Annotated in this window: 16 protein-coding genes and 1 riboswitch; of the genes, 11 read left to right on the forward strand and 5 right to left on the reverse strand. The window is 40.7% G+C overall.

The annotated features are described in order from the left end of the window. Positions 1-113 precede the first annotated feature (113 nt). From FY557_RS10330 to FY557_RS10350, 5 genes are all read left to right on the forward strand, one after another. A complete protein-coding gene (locus FY557_RS10330; protein ID WP_149247176.1) occupies positions 114-2,261 on the forward strand; it encodes an endonuclease MutS2 in 2,148 nt (715 codons plus the stop codon). A gap of 9 nt (positions 2,262-2,270) precedes the next feature. Then, the gene (locus FY557_RS10335; protein ID WP_149247177.1) at positions 2,271-2,759 is read left to right on the forward strand and encodes a YcxB family protein; all 489 of its coding nucleotides are present in this window, start codon (positions 2,271-2,273) and stop codon (positions 2,757-2,759) included. 660 nt (positions 2,760-3,419) lie between these two features. Further along, the gene (locus FY557_RS10340) at positions 3,420-4,082 is read left to right on the forward strand and encodes an ATP-binding cassette domain-containing protein (RefSeq protein WP_149247178.1); all 663 of its coding nucleotides are present in this window, start codon (positions 3,420-3,422) and stop codon (positions 4,080-4,082) included. 33 nt (positions 4,083-4,115) lie between these two features. Further along, positions 4,116-4,913: a hypothetical protein gene (locus FY557_RS10345; protein ID WP_228451768.1), complete on the forward strand. Its 798-nt coding sequence runs from the start codon at positions 4,116-4,118 to the stop codon at positions 4,911-4,913. A gap of 62 nt (positions 4,914-4,975) precedes the next feature. Then, a riboswitch (cobalamin riboswitch) is annotated at positions 4,976-5,160 on the forward strand. Positions 5,161-5,264: 104 nt separating this feature from the next. Then, positions 5,265-5,648, forward strand: a complete 384-nt coding sequence (locus FY557_RS10350) for an acyl-CoA thioesterase (protein ID WP_149247180.1) — start codon at positions 5,265-5,267, stop codon at positions 5,646-5,648. A 160-nt stretch (positions 5,649-5,808) separates the two neighbouring features. On the opposite strand, the gene FY557_RS10355 is transcribed toward FY557_RS10350, so the two are convergent. Continuing rightward, the gene (locus FY557_RS10355; protein WP_149247181.1) at positions 5,809-6,399 is read right to left on the reverse strand and encodes an HD domain-containing protein; all 591 of its coding nucleotides are present in this window, start codon (positions 6,397-6,399) and stop codon (positions 5,809-5,811) included. Between the two features lie 219 nt (positions 6,400-6,618). On the opposite strand from FY557_RS10355, the gene FY557_RS10360 reads away from it, so the two are divergent. The 6 genes from FY557_RS10360 (at position 6,619) to FY557_RS10385 (ending at position 12,967) form a co-directional block, all read left to right on the forward strand. Next, positions 6,619-7,953 carry a cytochrome P450 gene (locus FY557_RS10360; protein ID WP_149247182.1) on the forward strand — a complete coding sequence of 445 codons (1,335 nt, stop codon included), beginning with the start codon at positions 6,619-6,621 and terminating at the stop codon, positions 7,951-7,953. Between the two features lie 214 nt (positions 7,954-8,167). Then, positions 8,168-8,497, forward strand: a complete 330-nt coding sequence (locus FY557_RS10365) for a PadR family transcriptional regulator (RefSeq protein ID WP_149247183.1) — start codon at positions 8,168-8,170, stop codon at positions 8,495-8,497. A gap of 10 nt (positions 8,498-8,507) precedes the next feature. Then, positions 8,508-10,226: a PspC domain-containing protein gene (locus tag FY557_RS10370; protein ID WP_149247184.1), complete on the forward strand. Its 1,719-nt coding sequence runs from the start codon at positions 8,508-8,510 to the stop codon at positions 10,224-10,226. A gap of 318 nt (positions 10,227-10,544) precedes the next feature. Further along, positions 10,545-11,147 carry a 1-acyl-sn-glycerol-3-phosphate acyltransferase gene (locus FY557_RS10375; RefSeq protein WP_149247185.1) on the forward strand — a complete coding sequence of 201 codons (603 nt, stop codon included), beginning with the start codon at positions 10,545-10,547 and terminating at the stop codon, positions 11,145-11,147. Positions 11,148-11,214: 67 nt separating this feature from the next. Further along, positions 11,215-11,649, forward strand: coding sequence for a PaaI family thioesterase (locus tag FY557_RS10380; protein ID WP_410495891.1), 435 nt, complete (start codon positions 11,215-11,217; stop codon positions 11,647-11,649). A 349-nt stretch (positions 11,650-11,998) separates the two neighbouring features. Next, on the forward strand, positions 11,999-12,967 hold the full coding sequence (locus FY557_RS10385) for a chorismate-binding protein (RefSeq protein ID WP_149247186.1): 969 nt from the start codon (positions 11,999-12,001) through the stop codon (positions 12,965-12,967). 591 nt (positions 12,968-13,558) lie between these two features. Here the strand turns inward: FY557_RS10385 and FY557_RS10390 are convergent. The 4 genes from FY557_RS10390 to FY557_RS10405 are packed head-to-tail and all read right to left on the reverse strand — an operon-like array spanning position 13,559 to position 16,888. Then, positions 13,559-13,753 (reverse strand): hypothetical protein, encoded by a 195-nt coding sequence (locus FY557_RS10390; RefSeq protein ID WP_149247187.1) that lies wholly within the window; start codon positions 13,751-13,753, stop codon positions 13,559-13,561. Between the two features lie 5 nt (positions 13,754-13,758). Beyond that, entirely contained in the window at positions 13,759-14,361 is a 603-nt protein-coding gene (locus FY557_RS10395) for a MarC family protein (protein WP_149247188.1), read from the reverse strand. 44 nt (positions 14,362-14,405) lie between these two features. After that, complete coding sequence (locus tag FY557_RS10400; RefSeq protein ID WP_149247189.1) at positions 14,406-16,145, reverse strand: BatD family protein; 1,740 nt, start codon at positions 16,143-16,145, stop codon at positions 14,406-14,408. Beyond that, positions 16,145-16,888: a tetratricopeptide repeat protein gene (locus tag FY557_RS10405; protein WP_149247190.1), complete on the reverse strand. Its 744-nt coding sequence runs from the start codon at positions 16,886-16,888 to the stop codon at positions 16,145-16,147. Before FY557_RS10405 ends, FY557_RS10400 begins: the two co-directional genes overlap by 1 nt. Between the last annotated feature and the right edge of the window lie 47 nt (positions 16,889-16,935).

Consider the following 16,935-nt stretch of genomic DNA (forward strand, 5'->3'; position numbering starts at 1 on the left):
TTATTTTTGATATGGATTGCTAAAACAAAATTATCGGTAAAAATTCTCATTTCCAAACATCCAAATTAACTCATTTTCAAAATACATTCACATTTTCTCACTAAATTTGTACTGTGTATATAAATAAAGAAGATTTAAACGAATTAGAATTTCCGCAATTGCTCGCGGAGATCTCTCCTTTTGCATATTCCCCGAAGACCAGGGAACAAATTCTTCAGCTCCGCCCGATGGAAATCGACGAGGCAGAAATTTCATTAAAAAAAACATCCGAATATCTTTCTAGTTTTGAAAGCTCCAATGCGGTTCCGTTCGATGAATACGAAGACATTGAAAATGAGCTGAAGCTGATGCTGATCGAGAATTACCGTCTGGAAAACAGCGCTTTCATGAAAATCAAGACGCTGACGGAGCAGATCGGAAAACTGCAGAAGTTCTTCCCAAGCATGCCGGAGACGTTTCCAACCCTGGTAGAAGATGTACTGGTTCTGGAATTTAAAAAGGAAATCATTGATAAAGTAGATAAAGTCTTTAACCGTTTCGGAGAAGTGAAAAGTGAAGCTTCGCCTGTCCTGAAAGAATTACGGGCCGAAATCCAGGTGGCCAAAAAAGCCATCCAGGAAAACTTTAACCGCGCCTTGTTCAATTACGGGCAAAGTGAATTTTTAGATGACATCCGCGAAACGATTATCGATGACCAGAGGGTTTTAGCGGTAAAATCAGGATTCAAGAAAAGGGTTCCGGGAAGGGTTTTGGGATTATCCAAAACCGGATCGATTACCTACATCCAGCCGGACTCTGTAGTGAAGCATTATTTCAAGCTGAAAGAAAGCGAAGAGGAAGAGAAAAAAGAAATAGACAAGATCCTGAGAAAACTGACGGCCGAACTGGCCGAGTTCCAGCCGCAGCTCTGGAGATACCAGAAATATATTTTCGATCTTGATCTGACAAGGGCCAAAGCGAAATTTGCCGACCTGATCAACGGGGTGCTTCCGAAAATCAACCGTCATAAGACTTTGCGGTTAAGAGAAGCTTTCCACCCGCTCCTGTTCCTGAGAAACAAAGCGGAAAACAAAACGATTTTCCCTCAGACGCTGACTTTAACGGATCATAACCGGATTATCTGTATTTCCGGGCCGAACGCAGGGGGAAAATCCATTACACTGAAAACCGTAGGGTTGCTTCAGCTGATGATCCAGAGCGGCATCCTGGTTCCGACCCATCCGAAATCCGAGATGTTTTTCTTTGATAAGATCATGACCGATATCGGGGACAATCAATCCATTGAAAACCATCTTTCCACGTATTCTTCCCGACTAAAGAAAATGGGTGGGATCATCCGTGAAGCCGATGCGAATACGCTTTTGCTGATCGACGAATTCGGGACGGGCTCCGATCCTGAACTGGGAGGTGCCTTAGCCGAAAGCTTCCTGGAGTTTTTCTATGATAAAAAAAGCTTTGCAATCATTACAACACACTACACCAACATCAAGCTGGTGGTGGAACAGCTTCCGAATGCCGAGAATGCAGCGATGCTCTTCAATGAGGAAACGCTGGAACCGATGTACAAACTGGAAGTCGGACAGGCAGGAAGCTCTTTTACTTTTGAGGTTGCGGAGAAGAATAAAATCCCGAGATTCATCATCCACTCCGCAAAGAAAAAAGTGGAACATGATATTGTGAACCTTGATAAAACGATTGTCAAGCTTCAGCAGGAGAAATACGAAGTCGAAAAACTGAAAACCGATCTTGCCGAAAGAAAGGAATCTGTGGAAGACAAACGGGACAATCTTCAGAAACTCAACGAGCAGCTTCAGCAGAAGCTCTACAATTTCCAGAAGCTTTATGAAGAGGAACACCGGAAATTGCAGTTCGGAAATAAGATCGAAGCTTTTATCGACAGCTATGTGAAAGGAAAATCCAGGAAAGATGTTGTTAAAGATTTTGTGAAGATCCTCGAACAGGAAAAATTCAGGAAGATCGGTGCCGATAAGGATGAAAGCAAACGCCTGCAGGTGGTAAAACGTAAAATTACGCAGCAACTGAAAAAAGAGGAAGTCATTGATAAAATTGCGGAAACCAATGAAAAGCTAGAAGAAAAGCGTAAAACCGACCGCGCCCTCTGGCTGAAAGAAGGTCAACGTGTACGGATTACCGGAAGCACCAGCGTCGGAACCATTGAAAAAATTTCAAGGAATAAGGTGATTGTCAATTACGGAACCTTTAAGACGACCATCAACGCGGACGAGCTGGAAAGGATTTAATTTTTAACCATGACGGTAAAAACGCAGATTACATTCAGGGATTTCTTACTGTTTCACATTAAGAGTTCCCTATTAAGGCTGATCGTCTTTTTATTAATTCTTCTGGTATTTTTTATCATCAAAGAATCGGTAGATGGTAGTCCGGAAACGGATCTGTTACGGTCAACTTCGATGTGGTTTGCCATTTTGCTTCTGTTTATGGTCATCCGGTCTTATTTCAGTATAAAGTTTGCTTTTAGCTCAAACAAAAATATCCAGGAAAGCATTACCTACACTTTTACGGATGAAAAAATCAGGATTGAAGGAGAGACTTTCGATGAAGATTTTACCTGGAATTCCGTTTATAAAATAAAGGAAAATAAGGACTGGTTCCTGATTTACCAAAGTGCGCAGGTGATGAATATGGTTCCGAAAAAGTTTCTTACCAAAGGGCAAGTTTCAGAGTTGAGGAATATGATTAAAGCCAATCACATCAAAGCGAAACTCAGAAAAGATTAATCCTCTAAAAACAAAAGAGCGGATCAGTGATGATCCGCTTCTTTATTTTTTAAATTCAAAATTTTATTCTTTAATAAACTTCAGCTTTGTGATATTTTTTATCCTTAATACGAATAAAATAGACCCCTTTTACCAGATTACGCACCTGTATTTTCTGACCGGAAATCTTCCCTATTATTTATCAATGGTATCACAGAGATAGCAGGAGCCGGGATCTCCCGCCGAGATGTTTTTGTTTTGAAAAAATGAAATTCCTGAAAGGAAAATAAAGAAAAAAAGGAGTTGTTTTGTCATATTCAATTGGTTTAAATTGTTTCCTGAAGTTATTAAGTGCCCTAAAGATAGTTAATAAATCAGCATCTTCAATTTTTATTATATTTGAAACATGATCAGAAACCTTAAAATTCTCCGGATCTTTTACCTGAAACTGCTGATCCCCACCGTATTATTTTCAATAGTATTTGCTTTTCAGGCGGGCTTCAGCCTGCATCATTTCGGATTTTGCTTTTTTGTGATTTTCCCGGCGTTTCATTTTTTAATTTATGAACTGAGACTGAAAAATGAATATGTCTTTTTTGCCAATTTCGGGTTTTCCAGACAATTCCTCTGGATCACTACCTTTTCAGCCGGCTTCCTTATTAATCTGATTTGCAAATTTTCATGAGTAAACTTCACATCGACAGCATTACAAAATCATTCGGACCGAAAAAAATTTTACAGGACATTTATCTGACTTGTGAAACAGGGCAAATTGTGGCTTTACTAGGAGGGACAGGCTCCGGAAAGTCAATGTTTCTGAAGATTATTTTCGGAACCATGAAAGGCGATTCCCAGTTTATTAAATTTAATGATGAAGTTCTCACAAAGCAATCCGACAGAAGACAAAAAATAGCTTATCTGCCGCAACAGCCGATGTTTCCGAAAAATATTAAAATTAAAAACCTGGTCCCTCTGTTCTGCAATCCTGAAAATACCCGCAAACTTCTTAATGATGGCCTGTTGCAACCCTTCCTTGACAGAAGCGTAAGAAATCTTTCCGGTGGTGAAAGAAAGCTGGTGGAAGTACTGACGATCATCCATTCCGAAGCTGAATTTATCCTGCTGGAACAGCCTTACAGTGGCTTATCTCCCATTGTTACCGAAAAAGTAATGAAAATGATAAAAGAAAAATCCAAAGAGAAAGGGTTTATCATTGCGGATTTTAATGTGCAACAGACAATAGAAATTTCGGATAAAATGTATCTTCTTCATAATGGCTTTTTAAGGCAAATCAAAGATTTAAATGAATTACAACAGCATTATTATCTGCCGAAAAGCATTTAATTTATATATTTGGACTGTTAAAAAAATTTCATCATGATTTCCGTACAAAAGGCACTCTACATATCCGTATTCAGTATTTTATCTGTGGTTTTCGCCAAAGGCCAGAATAAAGTTCCTTTCGGGGTGGTGAAAGCTGAGGAAGGATACGCCATGGTACGGGTACACAAGGATGATTACCGGAAAATCGTCGATAAGATCCGCATGAAAACGGGCGATGTTTTTATTTATGAAAAGCCGGCACCGGGAGAAACCGAGTGGATCTGGATCAAATATCCTGAAAGAGAAGACACTGAAAAGCCTTTCGTCCGGTACGACAGCATTACCAAAGAAGGCATGGTGAATAAAAACCGGGTGGTTTTCGTAGACAAGCTGCCACAGTTTACCCCTTCCAAATCCAAGAATGGCAAATCCCTGATCTTTACCGATGATTCCAATCCTAAAATCCCCGGAAATCAGAGGACAAAAGTGATCATTGACGTCTATCCTTCGTATGCAAAGATCAAAAAGCAGGAAAAGGATGCAGAAGGAAATATCCTGAAAGTGGATAAAGTAAAAGCCTGGGGCGTCGGAAAAGAACTTCCTGAAGACCTGACCGAAATCAAATCCGTACGGGTTCAGCAGCCGGGAAGAGGATCCGTTTTCGTAAGGGATGCCATCAAAAACATGTTTCAGCCTACTATGGATTTTAACAATGTGGGCGTAACGGCCATCGACAACGACCATATTTTCCTGTACATGATCAACGGTTCCGGCCAGAACCGCTATACCACCATTTGGACCATCAAGCAGGGAAAGGCCGAAAGCCAGATCATTTTCAAAAATCCTGAATAATTTATCAATAATCATTACTTTTGTCGGCAGAAAACTTTTGTATCTGCTGAACGGCTAAATACTCAAGTTTTCAGGAAAGCGGTTCTGCTTAACTGCAGATTAAAAGGGAATCGTGTGCAAATCACGAACTGTCGCGCAACTGTAAGTAGCTGAAGTCTTTATTAAGAATCCACTGTCCGGAACAACGGATGGGAAGGAAATAAAGATGTTACAAGTCAGGAGACCTGCCATTTCTTTACAATAAAAACTTTCGCGATTTGAAGTTTATTGACCAGACGGACACCGGAGATTCCCATCTCTGCTCTGCTGTTGTGTTGATCTATTTCATTCCGCTTTAATTAATAATGAAATATGACGACAGAAGAAAGAATTGAAAAGTCCGAAACCCGAATTTTCAAAGCGGTTTTTCCCAATACAACCAATCATTACGATACGCTTTTCGGAGGTACGGCGATGCAGCTGATGGACGAGGTGGCCTTTATTGCAGCCACCCGCTTTGCCAGAAAACGCGTGGTTACCGTAAGCAGCGACAAGATCGATTTTAAAAGGTCGATTCCCGCCGGAACTATCGTCGAGCTGATCGGAAAGGTCGTGCACGTCGGGAAAACCAGCCTGAAGGTAAATGTGGAAATCTATACGGAGCAGATGTATTCTTATGAAAGAGAAAAAGCAATCGTGGGCGATTTTACTTTTGTGGCCATTGATGAATTCAAAAAACCGATCCAAATCCTCTAAAAGTTCCGGCTGCTTATAGCGGCCGAACCTATACTTCTCAATATTTTTTAATCTTTCCGGCGGCCTGTGCCCGCCGGAATTTTTTATTAAATATGCGTTGGACGATATTCATTGTAATGTTGACTTTAAAACTTCCGGCCTCCAGTTTCCCTCATTCCATCTATTTCACCACCTTTTCCGTTTCCAGGTTTTTGATCAGCAGCAGCTGGAAGGCTTCTCCCAGCTCATCGGAAGCCCGGCTGATGGCATTTTCCAGCATATTCCGGATCTGTCGCTCGGTAACGCCGGCCTCGGTCCAGCTTTTCCCTGACGTATGCGAATTCAGGATAAAAGGCATAATGCGGTCAATGGCACAGGCAAAAATGGCATCCGGCGTCTGCTCCTCTTCAAATTCCAGCCACAGATTAAAAAATTCAGACCGCAGCGGCTCGTCCAGAATCCCGAAAATCTTTTGGGCGGAAATTTTTTCCCGCTCAAATTTGCCGACCATGGCTGCTTCATCGAATATAAAAGTATCTCCGGCTTCTATTTCTACCAGGTCATGAATCGAAAGCATCCGGATCACCCTCAGCAAATCGATATCTGCCCGGTTTTTAGCATACGGAAAAAGAATCTGGGCCAGAATAATAATCTGCCAGGAGTGTTCCGCCGTATTTTCCCTTCTTGAATCGTCGGCATTATAATTTCTTCGCTGTACATTTTTCAGGGCGTCAACCGCCAGGATAAAATCGATTTCTTTCTGGATCTTCATTGCTGGTTTTATTTACGTGATGGTAATTCTTACAAAAATACGTTTTTTGAAGATACTCTTTATTCAATGCCAGTTGCCCTTCAGTTCTGAGTTGGAAATCGCAAAGTCGGAAGAACATTTAAAATAATACCAAAGACTTTCTATGTAAACCATTCAAGACCTTAAAATTTCATGTTTTATTATCGGAGATTAGTCTTAATTTTAAGGTAAATATTCAGTATGGCTTCGAAATTCAATTATCCGGCAGAGATTAAAGGAAAAAGAAAATTATATTCACTGTTTAATGGGGTAAAAGATCCCTTGGGCGTCATCAGCGGAAATCATGCGATCGCAGGCGATACTTACTACCTGAAAGCTACTTTAACGGATAAGAAATTCATCTTTACGCAGGATAAGGAGTTTATCGAATATATTTTAAAGCAGAATCATAAAAACTATTTCAAATCGGAGATACAATCCGTCACACTGGGGAAATATCTTGGCAATGGCCTGCTGACCAACAACGGAAAAGACTGGCTCCAACAGCGAAGGCTGATCCAGCCCGGCTTCAGCAAAGTGAAAATTGCGAATCTGGTTTCTATTATGGATGAGGAAATTGATAAAGCATTCGGGCCGTTTGATCAGGAACCGGAAATAGACCTGTACGTCTTTTTTCATACACTGGCTTTCAACATCGTCGCCAAAACCCTGTTCAGCTCGGATATCGATGAAACTGAAATAAAGGAATTAGGGAAAATCATTACTGAAGTTCAGGAAGTTTTTGCAAAAGAAGTAAGGATTCCGTTTTACACACAGATCCTGAAAGCCTCCGGGGTTATTGGGAAAACCATGAGAAAAAGCGAAAGGTCAAAAGCCATTATCCAGAGCGTACTGGATAAACGCCGGAATTCGGGAGAGGAAAAGAATGATCTGCTGGATATGCTGATTCAATCCAGGTATGAAGATACCCAGCTTCCGATGTCCGACAAGCAGCTCGTGGATGAAATGCTGATCCTTTTCATTGCCGGGCATGAAACCACCGCCAATGCTTTAAGCTTTATCTTTTTTGAAATCAGCCGCAATCCTGAAGCAGAGGAAAAATTAAGGTTGGAAATCTCGGAAGAAAGTGAAAATGCCTTCACTGCCGAAAGCCTGATGAAGAAATCCTTTACCACCAATATTATTAAGGAAGCCATGCGGCTGCATTCCCCGGCATGGGCCATGGACCGCCAGGCTCTGGAAGACGACCGTTTCAAAGATTATTCCTGGGAAAAGGGGACTTTAATCATCCTTTATATTTCCGGCCTTCACCGGAACCCGAAGTACTGGGACCGTCCCGATGATTTTATTCCGGAACGTTTCGACGATGAAAATGCCCGCAATTTCGCTTATTACCCTTTCGGGGCCGGACCGCGTCTCTGCATCGGCGAACATTTTGCCATGATGGAAATGACACTGATCGTCCGCAAATTCTACAACAGATACCATTTTCATTCCTATCAGCAGGAGCTGGAAAAAAAGGCATTGGTTACTTTAAGAACGACCAGCCTGCCGGGTAAGATCATTAAAGTTTAATCTATTTCAGAAAATTGGGGGACCTTAATTTCAGAATTAAAAATAATTAACCTGATTTACAACCACTTACATAATTGATAAATATTTTTCCACTACTTTGTATTGCATAATACCATTTTAATTATATATCTTTGTAATGTAAAATCGGAGAAGGTTCTGCTGGCCGGGTTCCTGATTCGAAGATTATATAACTAATTAACAAAACTTATTAAAGATGAATACCGAAAATACCAAAGCGCAAATGCGGAAAGGGATTCTGGAATTCTGTATTTTAAGCCTGATCAATCACCGCGAGATGTATGTTTCCGACCTGATCGATGAGCTGAAAAAAGGAAAGCTGGACGTTGTGGAAGGAACCCTCTACCCTCTTTTAACCCGATTGAAGAACGGCGAGTTTCTTTCCTACCGATGGGAGGAATCTACAGGAGGACCACCCAGAAAATATTACCAGATTACGGAAAAAGGAAAACTGTTCTTAGGAGAACTTCAGAATACCTGGAACGATTTGACAGATTCAGTTAACCAAATCACTCAAAAACATTAAAAACAAAGCTATGAACAAAACACTCTCAATAGGACTTGCCGGTTTTTCTTTTACTATAGAAGAACATGCTTATATAAAACTGAGCGATTACCTGAATGCACTGAGAAGCTCACTGGATGCTTCAGAAGCGGACGAGGTAATGCACGATATAGAAATCAGAATGGTGGAAATCTTCAGGGATTCCATGGCAAAACGTGAAGTAATCAACGATTCGGATGTAGAAAGGGTAATTGCCCAGATCGGAAGTCCTGAAAAGATCGAAGAGCAGGAAGAAGCGTATTATTCTGAGAAAAATACAAAGAGAACAAGCAGTGCAGGAACGGAATATTCCGATAAAAAGCAACTTTTCCGTGATCCTGAAAGACAGAAGATTGCCGGGGTTTGTGCCGGTCTGGCCGCTTACTTCGGAATGGATATTACCACGATGAGACTGATTTGGGTCGGAGCATTTTTATTCCTCTGGGTAGCACCGGGATCTTCTTTTCTGGTAATCCTTCTTTATTTCATCCTTTGGGCGGTGCTCCCGAAAGCTGAAACAGCATCCGATTTTCTTAAAATGAAAGGAAAACCGCTGAACTTCGATAACCTAAAGGAAGAATCCAGCAAGCTGGTACAGTTTGCGAATGAAACGACCACAAGAGCAGGCGAAATCTATATCGAAAACAAACCTTACATCAACAACGCAGGCAACGGCGTATGGAATGTTCTAAAATACATTATCGGTGCATTCTTCGCTTTGATGGCTGTAGGATCTATTATCGGAGTGTTTGTCGTGTTCGGGCTTTTCGGGATCGACTCTGACTTCCCGGGTGCCAGCGAAATTAAGTTCTATTTTGATGACAACGGATTGTACAGTGTTTTGACGGCAATGATTATCATCGGATCGCTGATTCCTGCACTAATCTTTAGCTTATTGAGCATCAAGATTTTCTCTCCTAAAACCAAACTGAGAAATGTAGGGTGGGTATTAGGTGCCTTGTTTCTTACCCTGATCGGATTGGGAACTTATTTCGGAGTAAGTATGGCAAAGAGAGAAATGATCTTTAAAGGGCACAAAGAAGATACGGAAGAAATTTCCATCAATACTACATCGGATACGATCTATGCAGACTTTAAGCAGGTAACTATTCCTCAGAACTTTACCGCCTATGATGATGATCTTTACTCTGACAGGCTTTCCGTTTACCATAAAGACTGGATCCACGTAGATGTAACGAGAAAGGCTGATGTAAAAACACCGTATCTGATCATCAAAAAAGAAGCTAAAGGATACAATCTTCCACTGAATGTAAGCGTTCCGGTAGATGTCATCAACAATAAAATCATCTTTCCGAATTATATCAAATATCCTTACGACCACCGATTCAGAGATTACAGCATAGATTATGAACTGGTACTTCCTATGAAAACCGTAGTGATTCCGGTAAAACAGGACGGCATCAGCTTCGATGGGGATCTTAATGCAGACGGCGTCAATGATAACGATCAGGAGAAAGATGAAAACGGAAACATCAAAATCGGGGAAAATAAAATCACGGTAAACGGTTCTACGATAGAATACAATTCCGATGACGAAGACAGCATCATCGTAAACGGAAAAAAAGTAGCCAGCGATGAGGCAGACCACGTGATCGACTCGATGAAGCACAGCATCAAAAAGATGAAAGGAGCCAATATCGACTTCAAGGTGAATAAAGATAAAAATGAAATTTCCATACAAACCAAATAACTAAACTTCAGAGAGTGGCAGAAGGTGTGGACGGATAACCCAAACGTTTGAAATTCACACCCTTCTTCTCTCAGAAAAATAAAAAAAATGTAAAAATTTAATTCTTCATTTCAGGAAAAATATTTACATTTGTCTAGTAAAAATAATAACCAAAAACACTCATAAAAAATATTAAACGATTATGGTACAACTGGCATTAGAAATTGTAATGAAAATTGTTGATTTAATCAGCAGTCTGTTTTAAGAGCGATAATATTTCAATATATTTGTAAAGTATAACCACTTTGGTTATACTTTTTTGTTTTTAATCGAAATGTTATGAAAAAGCTGATTGGCAAACTGCTGTTAAAATTAATGGGCTGGAAAGTCGTCCTGCAAGGCGATGCAGCCAGCCTGGACCGATGTATCCTGGTTGTGGCACCGCATACCCACAATATGGAATACATCCTTGGGAATCTTGCCTATTGGTCGCTGGGAAAACCGTTGAAAATCATCATTAAAGATGCCCATACCAAAGCATGGTACGGTGGAATCGTAAAAGGGCTTGGCGGAATCGGGATCGACCGCAGCCGGAAAAACGACCTGATCAATTTTGTGGCAGAGCAGTTTGCAAAAGACGATTTCAGCCTGGTAATCACCCCGGAAGGTACCCGTAGCTGGGTTCCGAAATGGCGAAAAGGATTCTACCACATGGCATTGGCAGCAAAAGTCCCGATTGTTCTGGCAGCAGGGGATTTTAAAAGAAATACCATTTTCTTAGGTTATACCATTCCTTACGAACGACTTGTTTCGGTACCATTTACCGAAATCATGAGAGAAATCCAGGACTATTATGTTAAAAACGACATCGGCCCGAAAATCCCCGAAAACTGGAACCCGAACATCATGGGCACCGATTCCGAAACAACAGCCGGCAACTAGCTACTGGCTACTGGCTACTGGCTACTGGCAAAATTATTCATTACCTATTACTAATTACTCATAAAAGATGTATATTAAAGATCAACCGAAGGAAGAAGTACTGGCATTTATCAACAGCTGGGGCGGTGAAACCTTCGCCAAAACACTGGAAATCCGTTTTACGGATATTGATGTTGAGAATGAAACCTTAACCGCTACCATGCCGGTTCTTCCCAGGATTCATCAGCCTTTCGGGATTATGCACGGCGGGGCAAGCTGTGTACTGGCCGAAACCATGGGTTCGAGCCTCTCCAATATCTTTATCGACGGCGAAAAATATTTCGGCGTAGGCACCAACATCAATACCAACCATCTGAAAAGCAAAAAAGACGGAACGGTAACGGCTGTAGCGCGGTTTATCCGAAAAGGTAAAACCATGCACGTCTCCGAAATCGAGATCCGCGACGAAAAACAAGTATTGATCAGCCATACGACGATGACCAATACCATCATCAGGAAATAGAATCCGATAGATTAAAATATAAAGCTCAAAAAAATTGAGCTTTTTTTATGTGCTGACTGCAACCTTTGCATTTTTCTGCATCTTATAAGAAATAATGTTCTGAACCGGCTGGATGATTTTAAAAGCAACCAGACTCATTTTGGATTTGCTCTTGGAGTCCAATACCGGATGTTCAGGCGTTTCTGCTTTCTGCCGAATATCAGCAGTATCATATAAAAAATATTTCGCTAAAAAACCCTGACTTTAATTTTGAGATTTTTAAGACGAATAATACCTTTGCACAAAGAAAAATCAGCTTCGGAATTTCCTATATCCTTTCCAACTCTGATCTCTGCAAATCCTTTAGACAATGATTTATTTCAAATTTCCATTCGACGAGAAACTGTATTCCACTAATGAAAGCTCCGGACAAAAAAATATCGGATTTTACGCTTTTGACGGTCTAAACCAAATAGAATTTACCGGAAATATTGTTGAAGTAAAAGCCGGAGATTCTGAAAAAATAAGGGTTTCAAGCAAAAACCTCTTTAAAGACCAAAGCGGCTTTGCTGTCGAAACCAAAGCGGAATATCTCCGTCAACTGGAAAAAACCATTGAGATTATCAAAGAAAACGAACTTCCGAAACTTGTCTATTCAAGAAGGAAAATATTCACCGGCTTTAATGAAATCGATCTGGAAAACAGCTTTAAAAACCTATGCCGGACCTATCCGAATGCTTTCCGGTATATTTTTATAAATGGCAGAAATTCATGGATGGGGGCTTTTTCCGAAGTACTTGGAAAGTTCCACAAGAAAACACACGAATTTGAAACCATGAGCCTTGCCGGAACGCTCCCTGTTTCGGAAAGCTGGTCGAAAAAGGAAATTGAAGAGCAGAAGCCGGTCACCCTTTATATCAGGAATATTTTAAAAAAATATTCCGAAAACACCGATGAATCCGAAACTTATGATCATGTCTCAGGGAATATCAAGCATCTCCGTACTGATTTTAAGGCCAAGATACGGCCGGAAGACCTTGATGCTATTATTCAGGAGCTGCACCCTACGCCGGCGGTCTGCGGCATTCCGAAAGAATTCTGTAAAGAAAGTATTCAGAAGCTTGAAAAATTTCCCCGGGAACTCTATGCCGGTTATATTAAAATAGAAACCGGAGACATGGTCCAGTACTTTGTTAACCTCCGGTGTGCCAGGCTTTATCGAAATTCCGTTCATGTATTTGTCGGCGGCGGGATCACGGCTCAGAGCAGCCCGGAAAAAGAATGGACCGAAACCGAGCTGAAATCCGGAGCCATCCTGAAAAACCTAGTGGCTTCCTAATTGGATTTCCGAAACCTTATGGTGAGTGGATAAATGTCCACTTCTTTTTACTAAAACTGGTGTAGCAATAGGCGCTGAGGCACTTGAAGCCCCATTACCATCCGTCAAATTCGTAAAATATGTAGGCGATTTTGCCACAAAAATCATAAAAACCATTGATGCTGAAAAGCACAGAGGTTTAAAAAGATCTTTGATTTTTATTCTCGGCGCCGGCTGAAAACAGTGGAATCTATGGGAGATCTTTTGCCATCCATAGAAATCAAAACGCAATCTTTATATGCTTCCTCTAATACTGCTCAGATTACTCCAAAGATAAAACATCGTGTTAGTTTTTTAAATTAATGTTTCCCAGCATGTCTCTCATCCCGCAGAAATCTAAACTCTAATTTTTCCACGCGATTCTCTAATACTAGATTTAGATCCCCTGCGGGGATGACAAACTTTGTGTTGAATTTTTATAAACAACAGTTAATACATTGTTGGCTGAGCGGAGCCAAAACCTACCATCATCCATACAATACGTGTCATCAGTGCAATAAAAAACCCCTTCCAAAACTGAAAGAGGCCTATAACGATCAATAATTTTAAAATTTATTTTTTTATGCCGATTTTGCTCCATGTATTCATTACAAAAAGCAACATCAGGCCGATCACTGCCGCAGCAATGGAAAATACAAACTTGGAGTTATCTTCAGACAGCATATCAGACTGCCAGTCAAGGGCATACACATTAATCGCGATAAATACGATAAACACTACCAAAAATACTTTATAAAACTTCTGCATGATTCTTAAAAATTAATATAATTCTGCACCAATTGTGCAAAGTTTGCTGTAAATAATTTAATGGAAATCGCCAGCAGGATAATCCCGAAAACCTTCTGCAGAATGGCCAATGTGGCATCTCCCATTTTCCGCTCCAGCCAGGTAGCCGATTTCAACACCAAATATACGAAAATTGTATTGAGAATAATCCCAAAAATAATATTAATATCGTGAAATTCAGCTTTCAGGGACAGCGTGGTGGTTAAAGTTCCGGCACCTGCCACCAGAGGAAAGGCAATAGGAACAATGGAAGCGGCCTTCACTTCTGAGGTTTTGTTGATCTCAATACCCAGAATCATTTCCAAGGCAATGATAAAAATCACAAAAGCACCGGCAATGGCAAATGAATTTACATCTACTCCGATAAACTTCAGGATTTTATTTCCTACAAAAAGAAAAACCAGCATAATGGCCCCTGCAGTTAATGTCGCTTTTTCTGCTTCGATCTGCCCGTATTTCTGCTGCAGGCTTACGACAATCGGTATAGAACCGATAATATCAATCACGGCAAAGAGTACCATGAAACAGGTTACAATTTCTTTAATAGAAAAATGATTAAAAATTTCCATCTATTTGTTATTAAGAATTTCGCAAAAATATGAAAATAAATCGATTATTTACTAATTCTTGAATACAAATTAACAATTGCCGTTAAAAGTTCATCTATTGCTTCCGGTGATTTTACCGGAGCATACTTTTCGATCTGCACCCGCTGGATCAGGCTTCTGTATTCTTCAGCAACGGCAGGCCCGTAATTATTTTCAAGTATATGGCTAAAATCTCCGGCAGCCCCTTGTTTACACTGCTTTTTCACTTCTCTGTCCAGCTCATCGAAGATCTGAAAAAACTTCTCATAGTCTGACTGATCTTTAAGATTTTCCAGGTAACTGAAATAATCATTGATATCCGTTTTCTGGCTTTCCCTGATTTCCCTTTCAGTTTCCTCAATGGATCCCGTCGGTTTTGGAGTTGCCGTTTCTTTAACAGATCGGTTTTTTCTTTGCCATGTTTTAAATCCGATATAAGCAACGAAAAGGACTAACAGAATGGCAATATTGGTAAAGAGGATGTTCCAGTGAAACTTGCTTTTCTCCTTTACTTTAAGTGAAGTTGTTTTCAGGACAGGTGTATTAACCGTCTCAAGAAATGTATTGGTGTATTCGTTTACTCTTTCAACAGTGGTACGCGATTCAAGAATCTGGTCGTGAGAAAAAGCATTTACTGCCAGAGACTGCTCGCCCAGGTCTACATATTCTTTATTAGACGGATCAAAAAATGCAAAATGCTCGGTTCTGATGGTAATCTCCCCTGCTTTTTTGGGAATCACCAGATAATTTGCCAGTACTTCGCCTTTCATTCCTTCGGTTCCTACCAGCACTCGTGAGGTAATTTTGGGAGCAAAGACTTCATAATCCGGCGATGCTGCAATTTTCGGAAGTTCCATGCTTTTCAGGTTTCCTTCTCCGGTTACCTTTACCAATACATTCATCGGTTTTTTAACCTCAACCTTTTCTTTTGAAATATTGGCAACGCTTACATTGAAGTTTCCAACTGCATTTTTAAAACAATCGGGAGAGCCTTCGGGAAGTTTCTTTACGTTGATCTTTACTTTATTGGAAATAAGTTTTTCCTTATGCGTATACGAATTCAGAGAAGCGGAAACACCCGGAATATCCACATAGCCCGCTTCGTTTGGGAATACCATAAAAACAGCCAGGATCTGTGAGGCCATGCTTCCGTTATCCGAAGGATCGATCTCTGATTTGGCAAAACTGATCGGGAAAACATCCATATTTTCCTGATCAGGAAGACGGATGTTCCTCACCTTTCTGAAATTGTCCATGTTTCTGGAATATACTTTCAGTACGGCAACCGTTGGCTGGTCCTGATAGACGTCACGGTCTTCGATTTCCATATTCAGGTAAACGTCTTTAGAAGTATTGGCTGCTGTTGCAGCCTTCTTTTCAAGGTCCTTTACCAGGATTTCAAAAGGTTCGGTCTTATAGATTTTATTGTTGATGGTGATCAGGAACGACCCTATTTTCAACTTGCCTTTCTGCTTCGGTTCAAGGGCGAGCCTGGTAACAGACTGCGATACCACCGTATTGGTTTCCGGATCCATAAAAGCATTGTTGACGGAACCTGTACCAATCAGGTTGAATTTTGAAAAATCCGGCAGGCGAAGTTTCGTTTGCGGATTGTATTCGCTGCCTGATATTTCCAGAACAATACTCAGGTTTACTACATCTTTCCCATTATAGATCGTTTTATCCGGCGTTACGGTAAGATTTACCTGTCCGTAAGCAATTACGGACGTGAAAAAGAGCAATATGTAAATAATTCTGTTCTGCATCACCAATCTTTCTCGTTGCTCTCGGGCATCGAATAAGAATTTTTGTTTAAAATCCTTTTGGCGGTTTCTCTTTCTTTATCGCTTACTTTATTGAGTATCTGATTTTCGAGGCCCTTCGGGATCTTTCCTTCATTATTCTGATTCCTGTTAGGGTCGTTTCCCTGACCTTTTCCCTGATTTTGCTGCCCCTGCCCCTGGTCCTGTTTCTGGTCTTTCGGGCCTCCTTTCTGATCATCATTTTGTTGCTGGTCCTTCCCACCGCCGCCTCCTTTACCGGAGTTGTTCTTCTGCTGCTTTTGCTGGTTTTCTTTTTCCTTCAGCTTGGCAATTTCATAGTTCTTCCTGGTTGCTTCACTGTAAGGATTTTGTTTCAGTGATTGCCTGTATACTTCTGCCGCCTTTTCCGGCTTCTTCATCTGCATATAGCTGTTCCCCAGATTATGAAGGGCAGCCGCTTTGTCCGGAAGGGTCTGTGCGAGCTTCTGTGCAGTCTCAAATTCCACTTTTGCCTCTTCGTACTTTTTGCTTTTATACAATGCGTTTCCTAAATTATAATGCCCTGTAAAATCTTTGCTGCTCTTCCGGATGGCCTCCAGATATTTTACTGAAGCACCGTCATAATCTTTGCCGTTAAATTTTTCATTTCCTTCATATACGAGCGTACGGTAGTTTTTCTGCCCAAATACAAAGCCTGAGCATAGGAAAGCAGTAATAAACGACAAAAAAATGATTTTAGTATTCATTAAGTGCAAAATTATTCCTTTATATGTTAATAAACAGCGTGCTATTT

It is taken from the genome of Chryseobacterium sp. SN22, from assembly GCF_008329705.1.
Taxonomy (GTDB): Bacteria; Bacteroidota; Bacteroidia; order Flavobacteriales; family Weeksellaceae; genus Chryseobacterium.

Bases quoted from the DNA above. Each gene is read 5' to 3' on its own strand.
- FY557_RS10335 (WP_149247177.1), top strand. From the start codon at position 2,271: ATGACGGTAAAAACGCAGATTACATTCAGGGATTTCTTACTGTTTCAC.
- FY557_RS10340 (WP_149247178.1), top strand. From the start codon at position 3,420: ATGAGTAAACTTCACATCGACAGCATTACAAAATCATTCGGACCGAAA.
- FY557_RS10345 (WP_228451768.1), top strand. From the start codon at position 4,116: ATGATTTCCGTACAAAAGGCACTCTACATATCCGTATTCAGTATTTTA.
- FY557_RS10350 (WP_149247180.1), top strand. From the start codon at position 5,265: ATGACGACAGAAGAAAGAATTGAAAAGTCCGAAACCCGAATTTTCAAA.
- FY557_RS10355 (WP_149247181.1), bottom strand. From the start codon at position 6,399: ATGAAGATCCAGAAAGAAATCGATTTTATCCTGGCGGTTGACGCCCTG.
- FY557_RS10360 (WP_149247182.1), top strand. From the start codon at position 6,619: ATGGCTTCGAAATTCAATTATCCGGCAGAGATTAAAGGAAAAAGAAAA.
- FY557_RS10365 (WP_149247183.1), top strand. From the start codon at position 8,168: ATGAATACCGAAAATACCAAAGCGCAAATGCGGAAAGGGATTCTGGAA.
- FY557_RS10370 (WP_149247184.1), top strand. From the start codon at position 8,508: ATGAACAAAACACTCTCAATAGGACTTGCCGGTTTTTCTTTTACTATA.
- FY557_RS10375 (WP_149247185.1), top strand. From the start codon at position 10,545: ATGAAAAAGCTGATTGGCAAACTGCTGTTAAAATTAATGGGCTGGAAA.
- FY557_RS10380 (WP_410495891.1), top strand. From the start codon at position 11,215: ATGTATATTAAAGATCAACCGAAGGAAGAAGTACTGGCATTTATCAAC.
- FY557_RS10385 (WP_149247186.1), top strand. From the start codon at position 11,999: ATGATTTATTTCAAATTTCCATTCGACGAGAAACTGTATTCCACTAAT.
- FY557_RS10390 (WP_149247187.1), bottom strand. From the start codon at position 13,753: ATGCAGAAGTTTTATAAAGTATTTTTGGTAGTGTTTATCGTATTTATC.
- FY557_RS10395 (WP_149247188.1), bottom strand. From the start codon at position 14,361: ATGGAAATTTTTAATCATTTTTCTATTAAAGAAATTGTAACCTGTTTC.
- FY557_RS10400 (WP_149247189.1), bottom strand. From the start codon at position 16,145: ATGCAGAACAGAATTATTTACATATTGCTCTTTTTCACGTCCGTAATT.
- FY557_RS10405 (WP_149247190.1), bottom strand. From the start codon at position 16,888: ATGAATACTAAAATCATTTTTTTGTCGTTTATTACTGCTTTCCTATGC.